At 74.7% G+C, this 20,023-nt stretch carries 12 protein-coding genes; 8 read left to right on the top strand and 4 right to left on the bottom strand.

All coding sequences use genetic code 11. From position 1 onward, the window contains the following. Positions 1-165: 165 nt before the first annotated feature. The 5 genes from ACYVHQ_RS08860 to ACYVHQ_RS08840 all read left to right on the top strand — a co-directional run bounded on the left by ACYVHQ_RS08860 (position 166) and on the right by ACYVHQ_RS08840 (position 8,679). Entirely contained in the window at positions 166-1,899 is a 1,734-nt protein-coding gene (locus tag ACYVHQ_RS08860) for a cell division protein PerM (protein ID WP_460512175.1), read from the top strand. A 67-nt stretch (positions 1,900-1,966) separates the two neighbouring features. Further along, complete coding sequence (gene purN / locus ACYVHQ_RS08855) at positions 1,967-2,560, top strand: phosphoribosylglycinamide formyltransferase (RefSeq protein WP_460512173.1); 594 nt, start codon at positions 1,967-1,969, stop codon at positions 2,558-2,560. After that, positions 2,557-4,197, top strand: a complete 1,641-nt coding sequence (purH, locus tag ACYVHQ_RS08850; RefSeq protein WP_460512171.1) for a bifunctional phosphoribosylaminoimidazolecarboxamide formyltransferase/IMP cyclohydrolase — start codon at positions 2,557-2,559, stop codon at positions 4,195-4,197. Before purN ends, purH begins: the two co-directional genes overlap by 4 nt. Positions 4,198-4,930: 733 nt before the next feature. Next, positions 4,931-6,766 (top strand): ABC transporter ATP-binding protein, encoded by a 1,836-nt coding sequence (locus ACYVHQ_RS08845; protein WP_460512169.1) that lies wholly within the window; start codon positions 4,931-4,933, stop codon positions 6,764-6,766. Beyond that, positions 6,763-8,679, top strand: coding sequence for an ABC transporter ATP-binding protein (locus ACYVHQ_RS08840; protein ID WP_460512167.1), 1,917 nt, complete (start codon positions 6,763-6,765; stop codon positions 8,677-8,679). Before ACYVHQ_RS08845 ends, ACYVHQ_RS08840 begins: the two co-directional genes overlap by 4 nt. A 111-nt stretch (positions 8,680-8,790) precedes the next feature. Here the strand turns inward: ACYVHQ_RS08840 and ACYVHQ_RS08835 are convergent, their stop codons facing one another. Further along, on the bottom strand, positions 8,791-9,138 hold the full coding sequence (locus tag ACYVHQ_RS08835; protein WP_460512165.1) for an MGMT family protein: 348 nt from the start codon (positions 9,136-9,138) through the stop codon (positions 8,791-8,793). Continuing rightward, positions 9,131-9,604 carry a GNAT family N-acetyltransferase gene (locus ACYVHQ_RS08830; protein ID WP_460512163.1) on the bottom strand — a complete coding sequence of 158 codons (474 nt, stop codon included), beginning with the start codon at positions 9,602-9,604 and terminating at the stop codon, positions 9,131-9,133. The genes ACYVHQ_RS08835 and ACYVHQ_RS08830 overlap by 8 nt, the downstream gene beginning before the upstream one ends. A gap of 251 nt (positions 9,605-9,855) precedes the next feature. On the opposite strand from ACYVHQ_RS08830, the gene ACYVHQ_RS08825 reads away from it, so the two are divergent. After that, a complete protein-coding gene (locus tag ACYVHQ_RS08825; RefSeq protein WP_460512161.1) occupies positions 9,856-15,279 on the top strand; it encodes an Ig-like domain-containing protein in 5,424 nt (1,807 codons plus the stop codon). A 154-nt stretch (positions 15,280-15,433) separates the two neighbouring features. On the opposite strand, the gene ACYVHQ_RS08820 is transcribed toward ACYVHQ_RS08825, so the two are convergent. Next, positions 15,434-16,366, bottom strand: a complete 933-nt coding sequence (locus ACYVHQ_RS08820; protein ID WP_460512160.1) for an acetamidase/formamidase family protein — start codon at positions 16,364-16,366, stop codon at positions 15,434-15,436. Between the two features lie 135 nt (positions 16,367-16,501). Between ACYVHQ_RS08820 and ACYVHQ_RS08815 the strand changes: the two genes are divergently transcribed. Beyond that, positions 16,502-16,858 carry a PRC-barrel domain-containing protein gene (locus ACYVHQ_RS08815; RefSeq protein ID WP_460512158.1) on the top strand — a complete coding sequence of 119 codons (357 nt, stop codon included), beginning with the start codon at positions 16,502-16,504 and terminating at the stop codon, positions 16,856-16,858. Positions 16,859-17,110: 252 nt separating this feature from the next. On the opposite strand, the gene ACYVHQ_RS08810 is transcribed toward ACYVHQ_RS08815, so the two are convergent. Continuing rightward, entirely contained in the window at positions 17,111-18,100 is a 990-nt protein-coding gene (locus ACYVHQ_RS08810; protein WP_460512156.1) for an NAD-dependent epimerase/dehydratase family protein, read from the bottom strand. Positions 18,101-18,262: 162 nt separating this feature from the next. On the opposite strand from ACYVHQ_RS08810, the gene ACYVHQ_RS08805 reads away from it, so the two are divergent. Beyond that, positions 18,263-20,017: an AMP-binding protein gene (locus ACYVHQ_RS08805; protein ID WP_460512154.1), complete on the top strand. Its 1,755-nt coding sequence runs from the start codon at positions 18,263-18,265 to the stop codon at positions 20,015-20,017. Positions 20,018-20,023: the final 6 nt, after the last annotated feature.

Below are 20,023 nucleotides of genomic sequence, written 5' to 3'. Positions count from 1 at the left end.
CTCGGGGCGCGCCGACGCGTGCCCTCCCTCGACGGGCGTGCCCGTCGTCCCCGGTCCGCCTCGGTGGACCGTCGACGACGGACACGCCCGTCGTCGCGTGCGGCGACCCGCGCCGGCGGCGGGGCACGGGCTGGTCGGTGCCGGCCGCAGGTACAGTCGAGCCCGATGAACCGCCCCTCCACCGCCGTCCTCGCCGTGCTCGAGGCCCTCCTCGTGGTGGGCATCGGCGTCGGCCTGCCCGTGGCCGTCCTCAGCCTCCTCTGGGGGTTCCAGTACGGCCTGCAGATCGACTGGATCGTCTTCTGGCGCGCCGCCGTCGACGTCTGGCTCGTCGGCCACGGCGTCGACCTCACGCTGACGCTCGCGCCCGAGGCGGCGGCGGCCACCGGCCTGCCGGGGGCCGAGGCGCCCGTGCAGGTGACGATCGCCGCGCTCGGCTTCGCCGTGCTCACCGCCGTGCTGGGCGCGCGGGCCGGTCGGGCCGTCGCCGAGACCCCGCACCGCGTCCTCGGCGGCGCCACCGCCGTCGCGACGCTCGCCGTCCTCACGACCCTGCTGACCCTCTCGGCCCGGCACGAGTCGGCCCTGCCCTCGCTGCCGCAGGGCATCGTGCTGCCCACGCTCGTCTACGCCGTGCCCCTGCTCGTCGCGGCCGAGGTGACGCGCCGTCGCCGCGGTGCCCCCGCCGATCCCGTGACCGCCGCCGTCGGGCGCCTCCTCGACCGGGTCCCCGCCGTCGTGCTGGGCTCCGCCTCCGCGGCCCTGCGCCTCGGCACCGCGGCGACGGCCGTCGTGCTGGCCGTCTCGGGCGTCGTCGTCGCCGTGCTCCTCGTCACGAGCTACGCCGAGCTCATCACCCTCTACGAAGGGGCGCACGCGGGGCTCCTCGGCGGCATCGCCCTCACGCTCGGCCAGCTCGCGCTGCTGCCGACGATCGTCGTCTGGGCCGCGTCGTGGTTCGTCGGGCCCGGCTTCGCCGTCGGCACCGGGTCGAGCGTCTCCCCGCTCGGCACCACCGTCGGCCCGATGCCGGCGGTGCCGTTCCTCGGCGCGCTGCCGACGGGGGACTCCTCGTTCGGATTCGTCGGGCTGCTCGTGCCCGTGGTCGGCGCCTTCGTCGCGGCCACCCTGCTGCGCCCCCGGGTCGTCGCCGCGCTCGGCCGCCACGACGACGCCCTGCGCCGAGCGCTCGTCGGCGTCGCCGCCGGCGTGGTCGGCGGCGTCCTGCTCGGGCTCCTCTCCTGGGCCGCGTCCGGCGCCGCCGGTCCCGGCCGCCTCGTCGACGTCGGCCCCGACCCCCTGCTCGTCGGCGCCCTCGCCGCCCTCGAGATCGCGCTCCCGGCCGCCCTCGCCCTGGCGGTCGACCCGCGCGCCTTCTTCGGCGGCGGTGACGACGACATGGTCGGGGCGGGCGCGGCGGGCGACGACCGCTCGACGTGGGTCCGCGACGCCGGGGCCGACCACGACACGGCAGGAGGCGCGGCCCGCCGCGACCCCGAGGGTGCGGCCCGGCGGCGGCGCGGGCTGCGCTGGCCGGGGCGCGGGACTCCTGCGGGTGACGACGTCGTCGACGGGGACCCGGACGGCGTCGTCGACGGGGACCAGGACGGCGAGCGCGACCGGGCCGGTGACCGCGCCCGCGGCACGGCCGAGGCTGCGAGCCGGGCGGGCGACCGCCGGACGACCCGCGACGTCGACGAGACCGACCGGCCGCGCGTGCGCCTGCACCGGGCCTCCGAGCGGGCCGCGCTCGCCGACGCCGCGACCGACGAGATCACGATCGTCGACCCCGCCGTCGCCGAGCGGGCCGCGCGTGCCACGGGAGCCCACCCCGCTACCCCGCGCCGAGGCGGCACCGACGCCCAGGAGACCGACCGGATCGAGGGCCTCGACCGCTGACGCTCGGGCCGCACGGCAGCCTCCTGACGGACCCGGTCGAGCCGCGACCTGCCACTAGGCTGGCCGCGTGCTGAACCTCGTCGTGCTCATCTCCGGCGGCGGCTCGAACCTGCGTGCCCTGCTCGAGGCCGCCTCCGACGTCGAGTACCCGGCCCGCGTCGTCGCGGTCGGCGCCGACCGCGAGGCCGACGGCTTCGAGCACGCGGAGCACTTCGGCGTGCCGACGTTCTCGGTGCCGTTCCGGGGCTCCACCGACCGGGCCGCCTGGGGCGACGAGCTGCTCGCGCAGATCCGTACCTGGCAGCCCGACCTCGTCGTGCTCAGCGGGTTCATGCGGCTGCTGCCGCCCGGCGTGGTCTCCGCGCTGGCCCCGCACCTCATCAACACGCACCCCGCGCACCTGCCGGAGTTCCCGGGGGCGCACGGCGTCCGCGACGCGCTCGCGGCGGGCGTCGCGCAGACCGGCGCGAGCGTCATCGTCGTCGACGAGGGCGTCGACAGCGGTCCGATCCTCGCCCAGCAGCGCGTGCCCGTGCTGCCCGACGACACCGAGTCCACCCTGCACGACCGCATCAAGGTGGTCGAGCGCGAGCTGCTGGTGCAGACCGTGCTCGACATCGCGAACGGAACGATCGACCTCGAGAAGGAGGCCCGCGCATGAGCGGCCACGCCATCGACCCCAGCCTGTACCGCTCCCGCGACGCCGTGCCGGTGCGCCGGGCGCTGCTCAGCGTCAGCGACAAGACCGGACTGCTCGAGCTCGCCTCGGCCCTGGCCGGCGCCGGCGTCGAGATCGTCTCGACCGGGTCGACCGCGCAGGCGGTGCGCGACGCCGGCCACCCGGTCACCGAGGTGAGCGAGGTGACCGGGTTCCCCGAGTCGCTCGACGGCCGCGTCAAGACGCTGCACCCCGCCGTGCACGCGGGCGTCCTCGCCGACCTGCGGCTCGAGTCGCACGAGCAGCAGCTGGCCGAGCTCGGCATCGCGCCCTTCGAGCTCGTCGTCGTCAACCTCTACCCGTTCGTCGAGACCGTCGCCTCGGGCGCCGACGACGCGACGGTCGTCGAGAACGTCGACATCGGCGGGCCCGCGATGGTGCGCGCCGCGGCGAAGAACCACGCCAACGTCGCGATCGTCGTCTCGCCGGCGAACTACCCCACGATCGTCGAGGCGCTGGGCACGGGCGGCACGACGCTCGCGCTGCGGCAGCGGCTCGCGGGCGAGGCCTTCGCGCACACCGCGCGCTACGACACCGCGGTCGCCGGTTGGTTCGCGCAGCACGTCGGCACGCCCGTCGTCACGGCGGCCGCCGACGCGGCGGGTGCGCAGGAGGCCCCGGTCGCCCCCGCCGCGCACGTCGCCCTCACCGGCGACCTCCAGCACGTGCTGCGCTACGGCGAGAACGCGCACCAGGCCGCCGCGATCTACACGGCGCCCGGCGGCCGGGGCATCGCCCAGGCGGAGCAGCTGCACGGCAAGGAGATGTCGTACAACAACTACGTCGACGCCGATGCCGCCCTGCGCGCCGCCTACGACTTCGCCGAGCCGGCCGTGGCGATCATCAAGCACGCCAACCCGTGCGGCATCGCCGTGGCGTCGGCGGAGGCCGCCGACCCGATCGCCGACGCGCACCAGCGGGCCCACGCCTGCGACCCGCTGTCCGCCTTCGGCGGCGTCATCGCCGCGAACCGCGTCGTGACCCGGGCCATGGCCGAGACGGTCGCCGACATCTTCACCGAGGTCGTCGTCGCCCCGGGCTTCGAGCCCGAGGCCCTCGAGGTGCTGCAGGCCAAGAAGAACGTGCGACTGCTGCAGCTGCCCGCCGACTTCGCCCGGGAGGACCGCGAGGTCAAGCAGATCTCGGGCGGCCTGCTCGTGCAGGACGCCGACCGCTTCGAGGGCTTCTCCTCAGCCGGGTGGCGGCTCGTCGCCGGCGACGAGGCGGACGCCGCCACGCGCGCCGACCTCGAGTTCGCCTGGAAGGCCTCGCGCGCGGTGAAGTCGAACGCGATCCTGCTCGCCGACGCGGGCGCCTCGGTCGGCGTCGGCATGGGCCAGGTGAACCGCGTCGACTCGTGCCACCTCGCCGTGTCGCGCGCGGGCGACCGCGCCCGTGGCTCGGTCGCGGCGTCGGACGCCTTCTTCCCCTTTGCCGACGGCCTTCAGGTGCTGCTCGACGCCGGCGTCCGCGCCGTCGTCCAGCCCGGCGGCTCGATCCGCGACGACGAGGTCGTGGCGGCCGCGCAGGCGGCCGGCGTGACGATGTACCTCACGGGGGAGCGGCACTTCTTCCACTGAGCGGGCCGCCGGTCGACGGCTCCCGTCCTGACGCCCCCGGGTGCCCCGCCGTCGTGCGGTGCTCCCCGGGGGCGTCGTCGTTCCCAGCCCGGGGAAGACGCCGGCGGTGTCCGCGACACGCGGAGCCCGGGCTCGCACGTCCGCGACTCGTGGACACCCTCTTGGTGACGGTGTCCACGATCGGCGGGTCCCGCGCGACGGGTCCCGCGTGTCGTGGACACCCTCGTGCGGGGGAGCGCCGGCTGCGGTCCCGTCCCGCGGGGAGGGAAGGAGCGCGGCTGGTCGTCGACATCGACCCTTGCGCCCCTGGTGCTCACGGGCATATCCTGCAAGGCTGCTGACAACGGATCGTCCCTGATCGGTGTCGCAGCCGATCGCTCGCGATCGTTCGGACGCGGATCACGACACTCGGGAGGACACGATGCACACGACGAAGCTGACCACGGGGGCGACGCCCTCCGCGGGTGCGTCCGTGCTCCTCGCCTCGCGCGTCGCCGGGCGCAGGAGGCTCGCGACCGCCTGACCGCGTCGCCTGCCGCCCGCCACGCACCACCGCGGGCACCGCACCCGAGACCGGCGTGACGCGGGCGCCCGTCCGCACCACGGCCTCCTGCCGGACCGGCGTCGCCCCCGACGCCTCCCCGCCTCCCCCGCGGAGCGCAGGGCACCTCCTTCCACCGACGACAGCGCCCGCACGCGCGCCGTCGGCCCCGATCACGACACTGGATCGACCATGTCCCCTCGCACCACCAGCACCCCGTCCACCGCGCAGCCGCGGCGTCCGTCGACGTTCCGCACCCTGCTGCGCCTCTACCCGTACGCGAGGCCCGCCGTGCCGGCGATCACGCTCGGCATGGTCGCGGCGCTGCTCGCCGCCCTCATGGCGCTCGCGATCCCGCTCGTGCTGCAGCTGCTCGTCGACGGTCCGCTCTCCGAGGGCGACCCGTCGCAGGTGTGGCCGGCGTTCGCCGTCGTGCTCGGCCTCGGCGTCGTCGAGGCGCTCATGATCGCCGCGCGCCGCCAGCTCGTCATGCGCCCGAGCACGCGCGTCGAGGCGACCCTGCGCAACACCCTCTACGCCAAGCTGCAAGACCTGCCGGTGTCGTTCCACGACCGCTGGCAGAGCGGGCAGCTGCTCAGCCGCTCGGTCAGCGACCTCAGCCTGATCCGCCGCTGGCTGGCCTTCGGCATCGTGCTGCTCGTCGTCAACGTCGTCACGATCGTCGTCGGCTTCGCCGTGCTCTTCTTCTACAGCTGGGTGCTCGGCCTGGTGTTCGTCCTCGCGTCGATCCCGGTGTGGGTCGTGGGGCTGAAGTTCGAGAACCGCTACTCGACGATCGCGCGCCGCAGCCAGGACCAGGTCGGCGACCTCGCGACGAGCGTCGAGCAGAGCGTGCACGGCATCCGCGTGCTCAAGGCCTTCGGGCGCGGCAAGCACTCCCTCGACGCGTTCACCCGTCGCGCCGAGAGCCTGCGCGGCACCGAGATCGAGAAGGCCAGGGCCATCGCCGGGCTGTGGCTCTGGCTGCTGCTCGTGCCCGACGTGGCCTTCGGCCTCTGCCTGCTCGCGGGCATCGCGCTCGCCGCCGACGGCCAGCTCACGGTCGGCCAGCTCTTCGCCTTCTTCGCCACGGCGACGGTGCTGCGCTGGCCCGTCGAGTCGATCGGGTTCCTGCTCTCGATGACCCTCGACACGCGCACCGCCGTCGACCGTTTCTTCGAGGTCGTCGACAGCGAGAACGACATCACCGACCCCGAGCAGCCGAAGGCGCTCGCGCGGGCCGAGGGGCGGCTCGAGTTCCGCGACGTGCACTTCCGGTACCAGGACAGCCAGGCGCAGTACGACGACCTCGTCAACGGCGTCGACCTCGTGCTCGAGCCGGGCGAGACCATGGCCCTCGTGGGGCTCACCGGGTCGGGCAAGACGACGCTGATCTCGCTCGTGCCCCGCCTCTACGACGTCACGGGTGGTGAGGTGCTGCTCGACGGCGTCGACGTGCGCGACCTCACCCGCGAGGAGCTCCGTCGGCACATCGGCATGGCCTTCGAGGACGCCACGCTGTTCAGCGCGTCGGTCCGCGACAACGTCCTGCTCGGGCGCCCCGACCTCGACGACGACCCCGACGAGGCCGAGCGGGTGCTGCGCGAGGCCCTCGACATCGCGCAGGCCGACTTCGTCGACCGCCTGCCCGAGGGGGCCGAGACCCGCGTCGGCGAGGAGGGCATGAGCCTCTCCGGTGGTCAGCGGCAGCGCCTCGCCCTGGCCCGGGCCATCGCCGCGCGCCCCGCGGTGCTCGTGCTCGACGACCCCCTGTCGGCGCTCGACGTCGACACCGAGGCGCGGGTCGAGGCGGGACTGCGCCGCGTGCTCGCGTCGACCACCTCGCTGCTCGTCGCGCACCGCCCCTCGACGGTGGCGCTGGCCGACCGCGTCGCCCTGCTCGAGAACGGGCGCGTCACCGCGGTCGGGCGGCACTCCGACCTCCTGGCCAGCAACGACCACTACCGCTACGTCATCTCGTCGCTCGACGACGACGACAGCACTGCACGAGAGGAGGTGCTCGCGTGAGCGACCAGACCAGCACCGCAGGCCGGTCCCGTCCCGGCGAGGCCGACGAGTCCGCCGAGCAGACGCTCCCCGTCGACGCGGCGGCGACGCCCGAGTCGGCCGAGCAGACGGTCCTCGGCGTCCGCGGCGAGGAGCGCGAGAACTTCACCAAGGCCGAGAGCAGGAGGCTGCGGCGGCGTTCGCTGCGCCTGCTCGGCTCGCTCGTGCACCCGCTGCGCTGGCGGCTCGCCCTCATGCTGCTCGTCGTGGTCATCAGCACGGCGGCGCAGGTCGCGGGGCCCGCGCTCATCGCGTTCGGCATCGACCACGCCCTGCCGGCCCTCCGGGACGACCAGGACTGGCTGCCGGCGATCGGCATCGTCGCGACCTACCTCGTCGCGGGCGTGGTCGGCGCACTGCTCATGGCGCAGTACACGATCCTCTCGGCGCGGATCAGCCAGGCGATCCTCTTCGACCTGCGCAAGCGGCTGTTCCTGCACACCCAGCGGCTCAGCCTCGAGTTCCACGAGCACTACACGTCGGGTCGCATCATCGCGCGGCAGACCAGCGACCTGGACTCGATCCGCGAGCTGCTCGACTCGGGCGTCAACCAGCTCATCTCGGGGTTCCTCTACATGGTCTTCACGGCGATCGCGCTCGTGAGCCTGGACGCCCCCAGTGGGCTCGTCCTGGCCGTGGCGCTCGTGCCGCTCGTCGCGCTCACGCGGTGGTTCCAGGTGCGGTCGCAGAAGCTGTTCCGTGCCACGCGCGTCACGAGCGCGCGGGTCATCGTGCACTTCGTCGAGACCATGACGGGCATGCGCGCGGTGCAGGCGTTCCGCAAGGAGCGCCGCAACGAGCAGGAGTACGGCGGGCACGTCGAGGAGTACCGGGCGGCCAACGCGCGGGTCTTCAACCTCTTCGGCATCTTCGACCCGGGCCTCGTGCTCATCGGCAACGCGACGCTCGCGGCCGTGGTGCTCTTCGGCGGCTTCCGGGTGATCGACGGCAGCCTCGAGATCGGTGCACTGCTCGCCGTGGCCCTCTACGCCAAGCGCTTCTTCGACCCCGCGGAGGAGATGGCGATGTTCTACAACGGGTACCAGTCGGCCTCGGCCGCGCTCGAGAAGATCTCGGGCGTGCTCGAGGAGCAGCCGAGCGTGCCCGACCCCGCACGACCCGTCGACCTGTGGCGGGCGCAGGGCGCCGTCGACTTCGAGGGCGTGCGCTTCGCCTACGACGAGGGCACGGTCGTGCTGCCGGACTTCGACCTGCACGTGCCCGCGGGGCAGACCATCGCGCTCGTCGGCTCGACGGGGGCGGGCAAGTCGACCCTGGCGAAGCTGATCTCGCGCTTCTACGACCCGACGGCGGGGCGCGTGACGCTCGACGGGCTGGACCTGCGCGACCTGCACCCGAAGGACCTCCGCCGGGCCATCGTCATGGTCACGCAAGAGGCGTACCTGTTCTCGGGGTCGGTCGCCGACAACATCGCGCTGGGCAAGCCCGACGCGACGCGGGCCGAGATCGAGCGGGCGGCGCGGGCCGTCGGTGCGCACGAGTTCATCGAGGCGCTGCCCGACGGGTACGACACCGACGTCGCCAAGCGCGGCGGCCGGGTCTCGGCCGGGCAGCGACAGCTGTTGTCGTTCGCGCGGGCGTTCATCGCCGACCCTGCGGTGCTCATCCTCGACGAGGCGACGGCCTCGCTCGACATCCCGTCCGAGCGCATGGTGCAGGACGCCCTGCAGACGCTGCTGGCCGACCGGACGGCGCTCATCATCGCGCACCGCCTGTCGACGGTCGCGATCGCCGACCGCGTGCTCGTCATGGAGCACGGTCGCATCGTCGAGGACGGCACGCCCGCCGACCTCATCTCGGGCACCGGACGGTTCGCGCAGCTGCACGCCGCCTGGCGCGACTCGCTCGTCTGAGCCCGGCCCGGCCCGGCCTGGCCGGCCCCGGCAGCACCCCAGGAACCCCGCCCGCGCCCCAGCACGGCGGCTGGGGTGCAGGCGGGTCCCTGGGGTGGCGTCGGCCGGCGTTCAGTCGTCGGCAGGGGGATCCCAGGTGGCGCGGCGCAGGTCGACGCGCCAGGCACTCGTCCGCCCGCGGACGAGCGGCGTGCCCTCGACGCGGTACCGCTCGAGCGCGCGCTGCTCGTGCCCGAGCGGCGGGTGGCCCGACGCCCGGACGACACGCCACCACGGCGACCCGGACCCGGCGTACGCCATGACCTGCCCGACGCCGCGCGCCGAGCGCGACCCGAGGGCGGCCGCGACGGACCCGTAGGTCATGACCCGTGCCTCCGGGATCCCGTCGACGACGGCGAGCACGCGCGAGGCGAAGTCGTCGCCGGCAGGAGGTGCGGGGGAGCGGGCCTCGTCAGTCACCGTGCGGCGCGGGCACGATCGTGAGCTCGGCGAAGTGCTCGCCGTAGGCGGTCTCGCCGACGACCCGGAACCCGATGTGCGCGAAGAACGCCTCGGGGCCGTCCTCGCCGGGCTCGTAGACGACGGTGAGGCGGTCGAAGCCGCGGCTGCGGGCCTCTTCGGCGAGGGCGTGCACGGCGAAGCGGCCGACGCCCTGGCCCTGCGCGTCGGCGGCGACGTTGATGCGCCAGATGCAGCTGCGAAGCTTCTCGTCGTCGGCCTCGGGGTCGAAGTTGCCCATGATGAACCCCACGACCTCGTCGTCGTCGACGACGACGCGCGGCCACGCGGTGGTCGGGTTCACGTAGGCCTCGGCGATGGAGTGCGAGACGGGGGCGACGAACTGTTCCTGCCCCGGCTTCAGCGTGAGGGTGTTGGCGGCGACGATCGTCGCGGCGCTGAGGGCTTCGAGGCGGAGGTCGACCATGGCGTCAGGGTATCGGCCCGGACGGGGGGCGTCGAGCACCGTCGCGACGCCGACGGGTCGGTCCTCCTTGTTGGGGACCGTGCTGCCCCCCGACCTGGGGATGTGGCTCTATTGTCGAGCAGCTCTACGATCGAGTCATCCACCCCCGTGGAGGTGGCCCCGGTGCCTGGACCGTCCGGGCGCCGCCCGCACCGCTGTGCCCGCCGGACCTGAACCCCGTCGGGTCCTTGGCCACCCGGAGAACCCCACCGATGTCGTTCGTCAGCGCCCCGGCGCGCCCTCGAGGTCGTGCCCGCACGATCGCCGCCTTCGCCACCGCCGCCGTCCTCGCGGCCGTCGCCGTCTCCGCAGCGACGCCCGCGCAACGCGTCGACGCCGCGGGCACCCTGTCCTGCGACCAGGACACCCTCTACGCCACGGGCGCGGCGGGCCAGTTCGTCGCCATCGACCTCACGACGCGCGCCGTCACCGACGTCGTGCCCGGGACGGCGAGCCCGTTCGCGCCGGCCAACAACGGCCTCGGCGTGGCCCGGAACGGCGTCGAGGCGTTCGCCTTCACGAACGGTGCCGCGAACGGGTCGAGCAACGTGCTCGCGCGCTACGCCGCGTCGACCTCGACGGTGTCCACCGTCCGGGCCGCGAACCCCGCAGGGGCCCCGGCGAGCACGCTGCGCGGTGCGGTGGACCCGGTGACGGGCCTCTACTACTACGCCACGGGCGGCGACCCCGCGACCATCGCCGCGTACGACCCGCGCACGGGGACGCGCGTCGGCGACGTCGGCCGCGTCCCCGGGCTGCAGGCCGGCAACGGCGACTTCGCCTTCAGCACCCAGGGACTGCTCTTCATCGTCGCGAGCAACGCGGTCTACCGCCTCGACGCCGAGAAGGTCCCGACCACGCCCGGCACGGACCTCCTGCCCGCCAGCAAGCTCACCGACCTGCCCTCGGGCACGAACAGCCCCGGCATCGCGTTCTCGTCCGACGGCTACCTCTACGTGTCGACGGGCCTGACGATCATCAAGCTCGACCCGAGCTCGGGCCTCGAGGTGAGCCGCTTCACGACGACCGCCCCCGGCGGCCTCGCGTCGTACACCGACCTGGCCAGCTGCAACTACGCGAACACCCTCACCGGCAAGTCCGACGTGCAGGGACGCTGGAAGGCCGGCGACCAGTTCGCCCTCGCTGTCACCGGCGGTGGGCTGGCAGCGCCCTCCACCGCGACGACCTCCGGCTCGGCCACGGGCGTGCAGGCGCAGAAGGCGGGAGCCGCGCTGGCGATCCCCGCCCGCACCTACACGGTCTCGCAGACCGCGGGCAACGCCACGACGCGCCTCGCCGACTACTCGACGACGTGGTCCTGCGTCGACGTCAACAGCGGGCGTCGCCTCGCCGACGGCACCGGCGGCACCGCGTCGCTCGTGTTCCCGGCCGCGACCACGGCCGACGGCACCGACGTGGACTGCACCTTCGTCAACACGGTCGCCGCCGTCACGGCGAGCGCCTCCGACGACTCCGGCAGCACGGCCACCGGCACGGCCCTCAGCGTGCCCGCGCCCGGGGTCCTGGCGAACGACGCCGGCACCGACCTCACCGTGACGTCGAGCACGCAGCCGGCCCACGGCACGGCGACCGTCGCCCCGGACGGAGCCTGGACCTACGAGCCCGCGAAGGGCTCCTCCGGCAGCGACTCGTTCACCTACACGACCACCGACGGCGCGGGCGGGACCTCCACGTCGACCGTCCTCGTGACCGTGACGCCGACGAGCGGCGACGACGCGGCGACCGCCCGTGCGGGCGAGGCACTCGTCGTGGGGGCCGAGCAGGGCGTCCTGGCGAACGACGCGGGCTCCGGCCTGGTCGCGTCGGTCGCCTCCGGCCCCGAGCACGGCTCGCTCGTCCTGGGCGCCGACGGTTCGTACCGCTACGTGCCCGCGAAGGGCTTCTCGGGCAGCGACTCGTTCCGCTACACGGCAACCGACGCGTCGGGCGCCACCTCGACGAGCAGCGTCGCGATCACGGTCGTGCCGGTCGCCGCCGACGACGCCGTGCAGGCCGTCTCGGGCCGCCCCGCCACGCTCACCGGTGCCCAGCTCACCGCCAACGACGCCGGCCGCGACCTCACCGTCACGGGCGCCTCGGCCCCGACGCACGGCACGACGCGCGTCACCCCCGAGGGCGACGTGGTCTACGCGCCCCGGGCCGACTTCTCGGGCACGGACACCTTCGAGGTCACGGTGACCGACGCCTCCGGTCGCAGCTCGACCAGCACGGTCACCGTGACCGTCGCGCCCCGTGCCGTCGACGACGTGGCGACCGCCGTGGCGGGCACGCCCCTCGACGTGCCGGCCGGTCGCGGACTGCTCGCGAACGACGACGGCAGTCGCGAGCTCACCGCGGCCCTCGGCACCGCGCCCGCGCACGGCACCGTCGTGGTGTCGCCCGACGGTGCGTTCAGCTACGTGCCGGCGGACTCCTGGTCGGGCACGGACACGTTCGGCTACGTCCTCACCGACGCCTCGGGCGGCACGAGCACCGGCACCGTGACCGTCACCGTCGTGCCCACCGCGGGCGACGACGAGGTGACGACCGACGCCGGTGGCGCCGCGCACCTCGACGCCCCCGGCGTCCTGGCGGACGACCGCGGCACGGGCCTGACCGCCGCGATCACGACCGCCCCGCAGCACGGGACCGCCACCCTCTCGCCCGACGGCACCCTCGACTACGTGCCCGCCGCGGGCTGGTCGGGCGGCGACACGATCGGGTACCGCGTCACCGATGCCTCAGGAGGCACGGCCACCGCGACCGTGACCTTGACGGTCCGCCCCGTGGCCGTCGACGACAAGGTCCTCACCGACGCCGACCGGGCCGTCACGACCGAGGCCCCGGGCCTCCTGGCGAACGACCTGGGCGCCGACCTGCGGGTCACCGACCACGGCGAGCCCCGGCACGGGGCCGTCACGGTCGACGCCGACGGCCGATGGACGTACGTGCCCGACGCGGGCACCTCGGGGACCGACTCGTTCCCGTACCGGGTGACCGACGCCTCCGGCCGGACCGCCGACGCCGTCGCCTGGATCATCGTGGGCGACCTCGCGGTCGCCGACCGCGGCACCGCGACCGCGGGCCGCCGGCTCGAGGTGGGCGCCGCCGAGGGGCTGCTGTCCAACGACCGCGGCACGGGCCTCTGGGCGGCGCTCGACGCCCCCGGTCGTCACGGCACGGCCGAGGTGCAGCGCGACGGTTCCTGGAGCTACGTCCCCGCGGAGGGCTTCTCGGGCACCGACGAGTTCACCTACCGGACCACCGACGCCGAGGGCCAGGTCCGCACGGGCGTCGTCACGGTCGTCGTCCTGCCCGACGCCGTCGACGACACCACCGCGACCCGGGCCGGAGAGACGGTCGTCGTCGACGCGCCCGGCGTCCTGGGCAACGACCACGGCACCGACCTCACGGCCGAGCTCGTCGACGCCCCGGCCCACGGCACGGCCGTCATCGGCGCCGGCGGCCGGACCAGCTACACGCCCGACGCGGGCACCACGGGCACCGACGTGCTCACCTACCGGGTGACCGACCGCGAGGGGCGCACCGACGTCGCGACCGTCACGGTGCACGTGGGCCCGATCGTCGTCGACGACGCTCCGGAGGGCGGCACCGTCGAGGGCGAGCCCCTCGTCGTGCCCGCCGACCGCGGCGTGCTCGCCAACGACCGCGGGACCGACCTCACGCCCGTCGTCACCCGGGAGCCGCAGCACGGCACGATGACGATGGACCCGGACGGCTCGTACACGTACACGCCCCGTCCCGGCTCCTCGGGCCGCGACGAGATCGGCTACGAGGTCACCGACGGCACCGGCCAGAAGGGCACGGGCACGATCACGATCGTCGTGGCGCCCCGCGCCGTCGACGACGTCGCGAGCACCGTCGCCGGTCGCGCCGCCTCCGTGGCCGCCCCGGGCGTGCTCGGCAACGACCGCGGCACCGGCCTCGCGGTGACCGGCGTCACGCCGGCCGCGCACGGCACGGTCGCGATCGCCCCCGACGGCGCCTTCGACTACCTGCCCGCCCCGGGTTGGTCCGGCGACGACGTGGTCACCTACACGGTGACGGACCGTGACGGAGGCACCGCGACGGCGACGGTGACCGTGACGGTGGCGCCCGTGGCCGTCCCCGACCTGTTCGCCACCGAGGCGGGCACCGCCCTCGAGGTGCCGTCCGGCGGCCTGACCGGCAACGACCTCGGCAGCGACCTCCGGGTGACGCGGGTGGGCGACGCGTCGACCGGCACCGTCACGGTGCGGGCCGACGGCGGACTCCGCTACGAGCCCGCGACGGGCGCCTCGGGGACCGACGCGTTCCCGTACGAGGTGACCGACGCCTCCGGCCGCACCGCCACGTCGACCGTGACGGTCGTCGTCGGCGCCCGCGCCACGGACGACGCCGGCAGCACCCGCGCCGGCGAGGTGCTCGAGGTGGGGGCCGCGGACGGCCTGCTCGCGAACGACGCGGGCACCGGGCTCACGGCCGCGCTCGACGCGGGCCCGCAGCACGGCACCGTCGAGGTGGCGGGGGACGGCTCCTGGAGCTACCGCCCCGAGGCGGGCACCTCCGGCCGCGACGTCTTCACCTACACGGCGACCGACCGTGAGGGGCAGGTCCGCACGGGCGTCGTCACCGTCACGGTGCTGCCGCGGGCGGTCGACGACGCGGCGACCACGCCGGCCGGTCGAGCCGTCACGCTCGCCTCACCGGGAGCGACCGACAACGACCTCGGCACGGAGCTGCGGGTCACCGCGACGGGCGAGGCCGAGCACGGCGCCGTCACGGTCGAGGGCGGAGCGGTCCGCTACGTCCCGGCCGACGGGTGGTCGGGCATCGACCGCTTCGACTACACCGTCACCGACCGCGCAGGAGGCACGGCCACCGCGACCGTGACCGTCACCGTGGGCGTCGTCGCCACCGACGACGCGGCGACGACGCTGACCGGGCGCTCCATGTGGCTCGACCCGGTCTCGGGCGTGCTCGGCGACGACCTCGGCGACCGGCTCAGCGCGAGGCTCGGCGAGGGCCCGCGGCACGGCAGCGTCGAGCTGGCGGCCGACGGCTCGTACTCCTACCTGCCCGTCGACGGCTTCACCGGGACCGACCCCTTCACCTACGTCGCCACGGACGCGGCCGGCCAGCAGGCCACCGCGACCGTGACGATCACGGTGCTGGGCGCGGCCACGGCGACCGACGACACGGTCCGCGGCGAGACGGGCCGCCCGGTCACGGTCGACGTCACCGCGAACGACGAGCCCACCGAGGGCGCCAGCTTCGACCGCGGCACCGTCGTGCTCGTCGACCCGGCGACCCGCGACGGCGTCACGACGCTCGACGTGCCCGGCCGGGGCACCTGGACCGTCGTCGACGGCGAGGTGACCTTCACGCCCGCCGACGGCTCCACCGCCGACGCGTCGGTGCGCTACCGCGTGACGGACTCGACCGGTGCGACGGTCGAGGCCTCCGTGACGGTCGACTACCCGGTGGTCCTCAGCACCGCCCAGCTCGCCTTCACCGGCGGGGCCTCGGTGCTCGGGATCGCGGCGCTCGCGATGCTGGGCGTGGCGGCGGGCCTCCTGCTCGCGCGTCGCGGTCAGGGCCCGGTCGGCGTGCGTCGCCGGAGCGGTCAGCAGTAGACGGTCGACGCCCCGACGGGGCCGTGCCCGCCGCCTCCGGGTCGGCGCGCGCGGCCCCGTCGTGCGTGGTGGCGGCGCCGGGCTGGCCCGCTGGGTGGCGACGCGTGGTCGTGGAGGTGCGGCGCGGGGGCCGCGGGCCGTCGACGGCACCGGCTCACGCCGGCAGCGTGAGCGCCCCGGTCGGCAGGAGCGCGTGCACGCCCCAGGTCTGGTTGGCGATCTGGGTGACGCGCAGGTCGACGACCGCGCTCGACCAGGCGAGGGCCGTGGCGCGGTCCGAGCCGAGCAGCAGCGCGAGCCAGTCGACCATGGTGTCGAGCGCGTCGCCCGTGGCCTCGTCGAGGTCGGTCGAGAAGCCGAAGGTGATCCGCCCCGCCGGGGTCTCGGCGTGGACGCCGGCCACCGGGCGGTCGCGCACGACCTCGATCCGCACGCGGGTGGTCATCGCGCACTCGATCGCCGTGCCGCCGGACTCGCCGTCGCCCTGCGCCGCGTGCCCGTCGCCGAGGTACAGCAGGGCCTCCGGCACCTGGACGGGCACGTAGAGGGTCGACCCGGCGACGAGCTCCTTGCAGTCGACGTTGCCGGCGCTGCCCGGGCGCGGAGGGGTCGTCGAATGCGGTCCCGCCTCGGCAGGAGCCACGCCCACGACCCCGAGGAACGGCGCAGTGGGCACCGACCCGCCCCGCGACTCGGTCGCCGTGCCGGCCGCGGCGTCGATGTCCCAGAGGAGCCACGCGGGGTCGACGTCGACCAGTCCGAGACGTCGGGCGACCGGGGTGTCGCGCCCACCGGCGACGGTCCAGCCCCAGTCGCCCGGGGTCAACGCCTCGAAGGTGACGGCGAGCACGTCGCCGGGACCGGCCCCCCGCACCGCGATCGGACCGGTGAGGCAGTGGCCGCGGCCTCCGGGCAGCAGCTTCGGCTGCACCTCCCCGGGCGTCCGCTGGCGTTCGAGGTGCCCGCTGGCGTCCAGCGAGCCGACGACGACCCTGTCGCCGGAGCGGACCGAGAGCACGGGTGCGTGCTCGGCGTCGTAGTGGTCGACGGCGGTGCCGGCCGAGGCCTCGAGATGGTGCGTGGTCATGGTCGAAGGCTACGCGGCTCCTGCGCCCCGGACGCCGGGCCCGTGGCCGCGGTGGAGGCCGGTGCACGCGGCGCACGCCGCACCCGTGACGGGACTACCGTCGAAGGCCCGTCGTCCGACCCCGAGGAGCCCCGCATGTTCGAAGCCGCCAACGTCCGCGACTGGATCGGCCTGCCCATCGTCGACCCCGCGGGGGAGAAGATCGGCACGATGGAGAGCATCTACTACGACACGGCGAGCGACCTGCCGGCCTTCGCCACCGTCACGGCCGGCCTGCTCGGCCGCTCGAAGCTGCTGTTCGTGCCGCTCGACGGCGCCACCGTCGCCCCGAAGCACCTGACCGTGCAGTACGACAAGAAGCTCGCGAAGGACGCCCCGTCGATCGAGACCGACGGCGAGCTGCAGTCCTCCGACGAGGCCGCGATCTACCAGCACTACAACCTGATCTACACGCAGGGCGCGGGCGGAGAGCGCAAGCTCGGTCGCCGCTGACCAGTGCCACTGGGGAGCCCCCGACGACCTGGGTCGTCGGGGGCTCCGTCGTCCGTGCGGGGTCTGGCCGGGAGCGCTCGCTGTCGCGTCCGGTGCCGAACGCGACCACGGGGCGTCCCAGAGCCTCCTGGCACCCCGTCCGTGCGGCGCGCCGCGGTCGTGTTGTCGCCTTTTCCGCCCAAAGCGAGGCGAGGCGAGGCGAGGCGAGGCGGGGCGAGGCGAGGAGAGGAGGGGGAGTGAGGTGAGGTGGGCCTAGCGGCGGGTCAGCAGCCGCTCGTAGCGGGCGTCGACCTCGGGGTCGACGACGCGGCGCGAGGGGTCCTCGTCGTACCAGGCGACGATCCTGCGGGCGCCCTCGGCGAACGGCACCTGCGGCTCCCACCAGGGCGCGAGCGTGCGGATCTTCGTCGTGTCGAACACGGCCGGGTGGCTGCGGTCGCCGCGCAGGTCGGCGTCCCACTCGGGCACGGTCGCGACCAGGTCGCTCGTGGTGCGGTGCACGACCTCGAGCCTCTCGACGGCGCCGGCGGCGTCGGCGAGGCAGTGCGCGACGTGGTTCCAGGTGAGCGGCTCGGACGACATGATGTGGAACGCCTCGCCGATCGCCCCGGGGTGGCCGAGCAGCTCGACGAAGGCGCGGGCGAAGTCGTCCGACCAGGTCAGGGCCCACATCGAGGTGCCGTCGCCGTGCAGCACGACGGGGGCGCCGCGGCGCATGCGGTCGACGACGGTCCACCCGCCGAGCAGCGGCACGTGCGTGCGGTCGTACGTGTGCGAGGGGCGCACGACGGTGGCGCGGACCCGGCCGGCGACGTGCGCCTCGCGCAGGAGGCGCTCGCACGCGATCTTGTCCCGCGCGTACGGCGACCACGGGTTGTGCAGCGGCGTCGCCTCGGTGATCGGCAGCGCCGACGGCGGCTTCTGGTAGCTGGAGGCCGAGCCGACGAACACGTACTGGTCGCACGCGTCGCCGACGACCCGCAGCGTCGTCGCGAGCTGGTCCGGCGTGTAGGTGAGCACGTCGACGACGACGTCGAAGCGCCGCCCCGCGACGGCGGCCGCGAACGAGGCCTCGTCGCGCACGTCGGCGACGAGGTGCTCGACCTCGTCGGGGAGCGGTCGGATGCTCGTGGTGCCCCGGTTGAGGACCGTCACGCGGGTGCCGCGCCGCACCGCCTCGCGCACCACGGAGGCGCTGATCTGGCCTGTGCCACCGAGCACGAGGAGGGACTGCGTCGTCATCGCACCACTGTGCACCCTCCCGTCCGTGCACGGTCCCTCCGTCACGCAGTGTTCACACGACGCACGGCGGGTCCTGGCCGGGGCACGGCGGCGGCGCCCCGCTCGTCGGACCTCGCGTCCCCCATGCCGCCGCCGGAATGCCGACGGGAGGATGATCGACGGATGCACCCGAGCAGCCCGTCCTCGTCGTCCGCGCCCGCCGCCTCCGGCACCGAGGCGTTCCGTGCCGCCCGCGACCTCCTCGTCGCGCACTCGCACGACCTCGACGGCGCCCGCGCCGCGTTCACCTGGCCCGACGTCGGCCCGGCCTTCAACTGGGCCACGGACTGGTTCGACGTGATCGCGGAGGGCAACGAGCGCCTCGCGCTGTGGATCGTGCACGACGACGGCAGCGAGGACCGCGTCACGTTCGACGAGATGCGCCGCCGCAGCGATCAGGTCGCGGCCTGGCTGCACGGCCTCGGCGTCGCCCGGGGCGACCACGTGATGCTCGTCCTGGGGAACCAGGTCGAGCTGTGGGAGGCGATGCTCGCCGTCATGAAGCTCGGCGCCGTGATCCTGCCCACGTCGACGGCGCTCGGCACCGCCGACCTCGCCGACCGGATCGACCGCGGCCGCGTCCGGCACGTCGTCGCGGGCGTCGACGAGGCGCCGCTCTTCGACGCCGTGCCCGGCATCGAGGGCGTCACGCGCATCGCGGTCGGCCCGGCAGGAGGCGCGACCCCCACCGGGTGGGCCGACTGGGCGGACTCGCACCGCGCCTCCGGACCCGGCCCCGACGTCGCCGTGGCGACGGACGACCCGTGCCTGGTCTACTTCACCTCGGGCACCACGAACAAGCCGAAGATGGTCGTGCACACGCACGCCTCGTACCCGGTCGGGCACCTCACCACGTCGTACTGGCTGGGCGTGCGCCCGGGCGACGTCCACATGACGATCTCGTCGCCGGGCTGGGGCAAGCACGCGTGGAGCTGCTTCTTCGCACCGTGGACCGCCGAGGCCACCGTCTTCGTGCACGCCTACCGGCGCTTCAGCCCCGTGGTGCTGCGCGAGCAGCTGGAGCGGGCCGAGGTGACCTCGTTCTGCGCGCCGCCGACGGTGTGGCGCATGCTGATCCAGTCGTCGCTCGGCGAGCGCCCGTCGGCGCTGCGCGAGGCGCTCTCGGCGGGCGAGCCGCTCAACCCCGAGGTCATCGACCGGGTGCAGGAGGGGTGGGGCCTCGGCATCCGCGACGGCTACGGCCAGACCGAGACGACCGCGATCGTCGCGAACGCCCCCGGCGGGACCGTGCGCGCGGGCTCGATGGGGCGGCCGCTGCCCGGCGTCGAGGTGGTGCTCGTCGACCCGGTCACGGGCGAGCGCGGCGACGAGGGCGAGCTCTGCCTCGACCTCGCGGTGCGCCCCGTGAACCTCATGCAGGGCTACCTCGCCGACGACGAGCGCACTGCCACCGCCCAGCGCGACGGGCTCTTCCACACCGGCGACGTCGCGGTGCGCGGCGAGGACGGCATGATCACCTTCGTCGGGCGCACCGACGACGTGTTCAAGTCGAGCGACTTCAAGGTGTCGCCGTTCGAGGTCGAGAGCGTGCTGATCCAGCACCCCGCGGTCGCCGAGTCGGCCGTCGTGCCGGCGCCCGACCCGGTGCGCCTCGCGGTCGTCAAGGCGTACGTGGCGCTCGCCGAGGGCTGGGAGCCCACCGCCGAGACGGCCCGGGCGGTCCTCGCCCACGCCCGTGCCAACCTGCCCGGCTACGACCGGGTGCGACGCGTCGAGTTCGCCGAGCTGCCGAAGACCATCTCGGGCAAGATCCGTCGCGTGGAGCTGCGGCAGCGCGAGGAGGCCGCGGTGGAGCCCGGCGCCGAGCCGCTGACGGGGGAGTGGCGCGAGGAGGACTTCCCCGACCTCAAGGGCTGAGCGCGG

The sequence above is a fragment of the Frigoribacterium salinisoli genome, from assembly GCF_054781095.1.
This window is presented reverse-complemented; position numbering and strand designations above follow the sequence as displayed.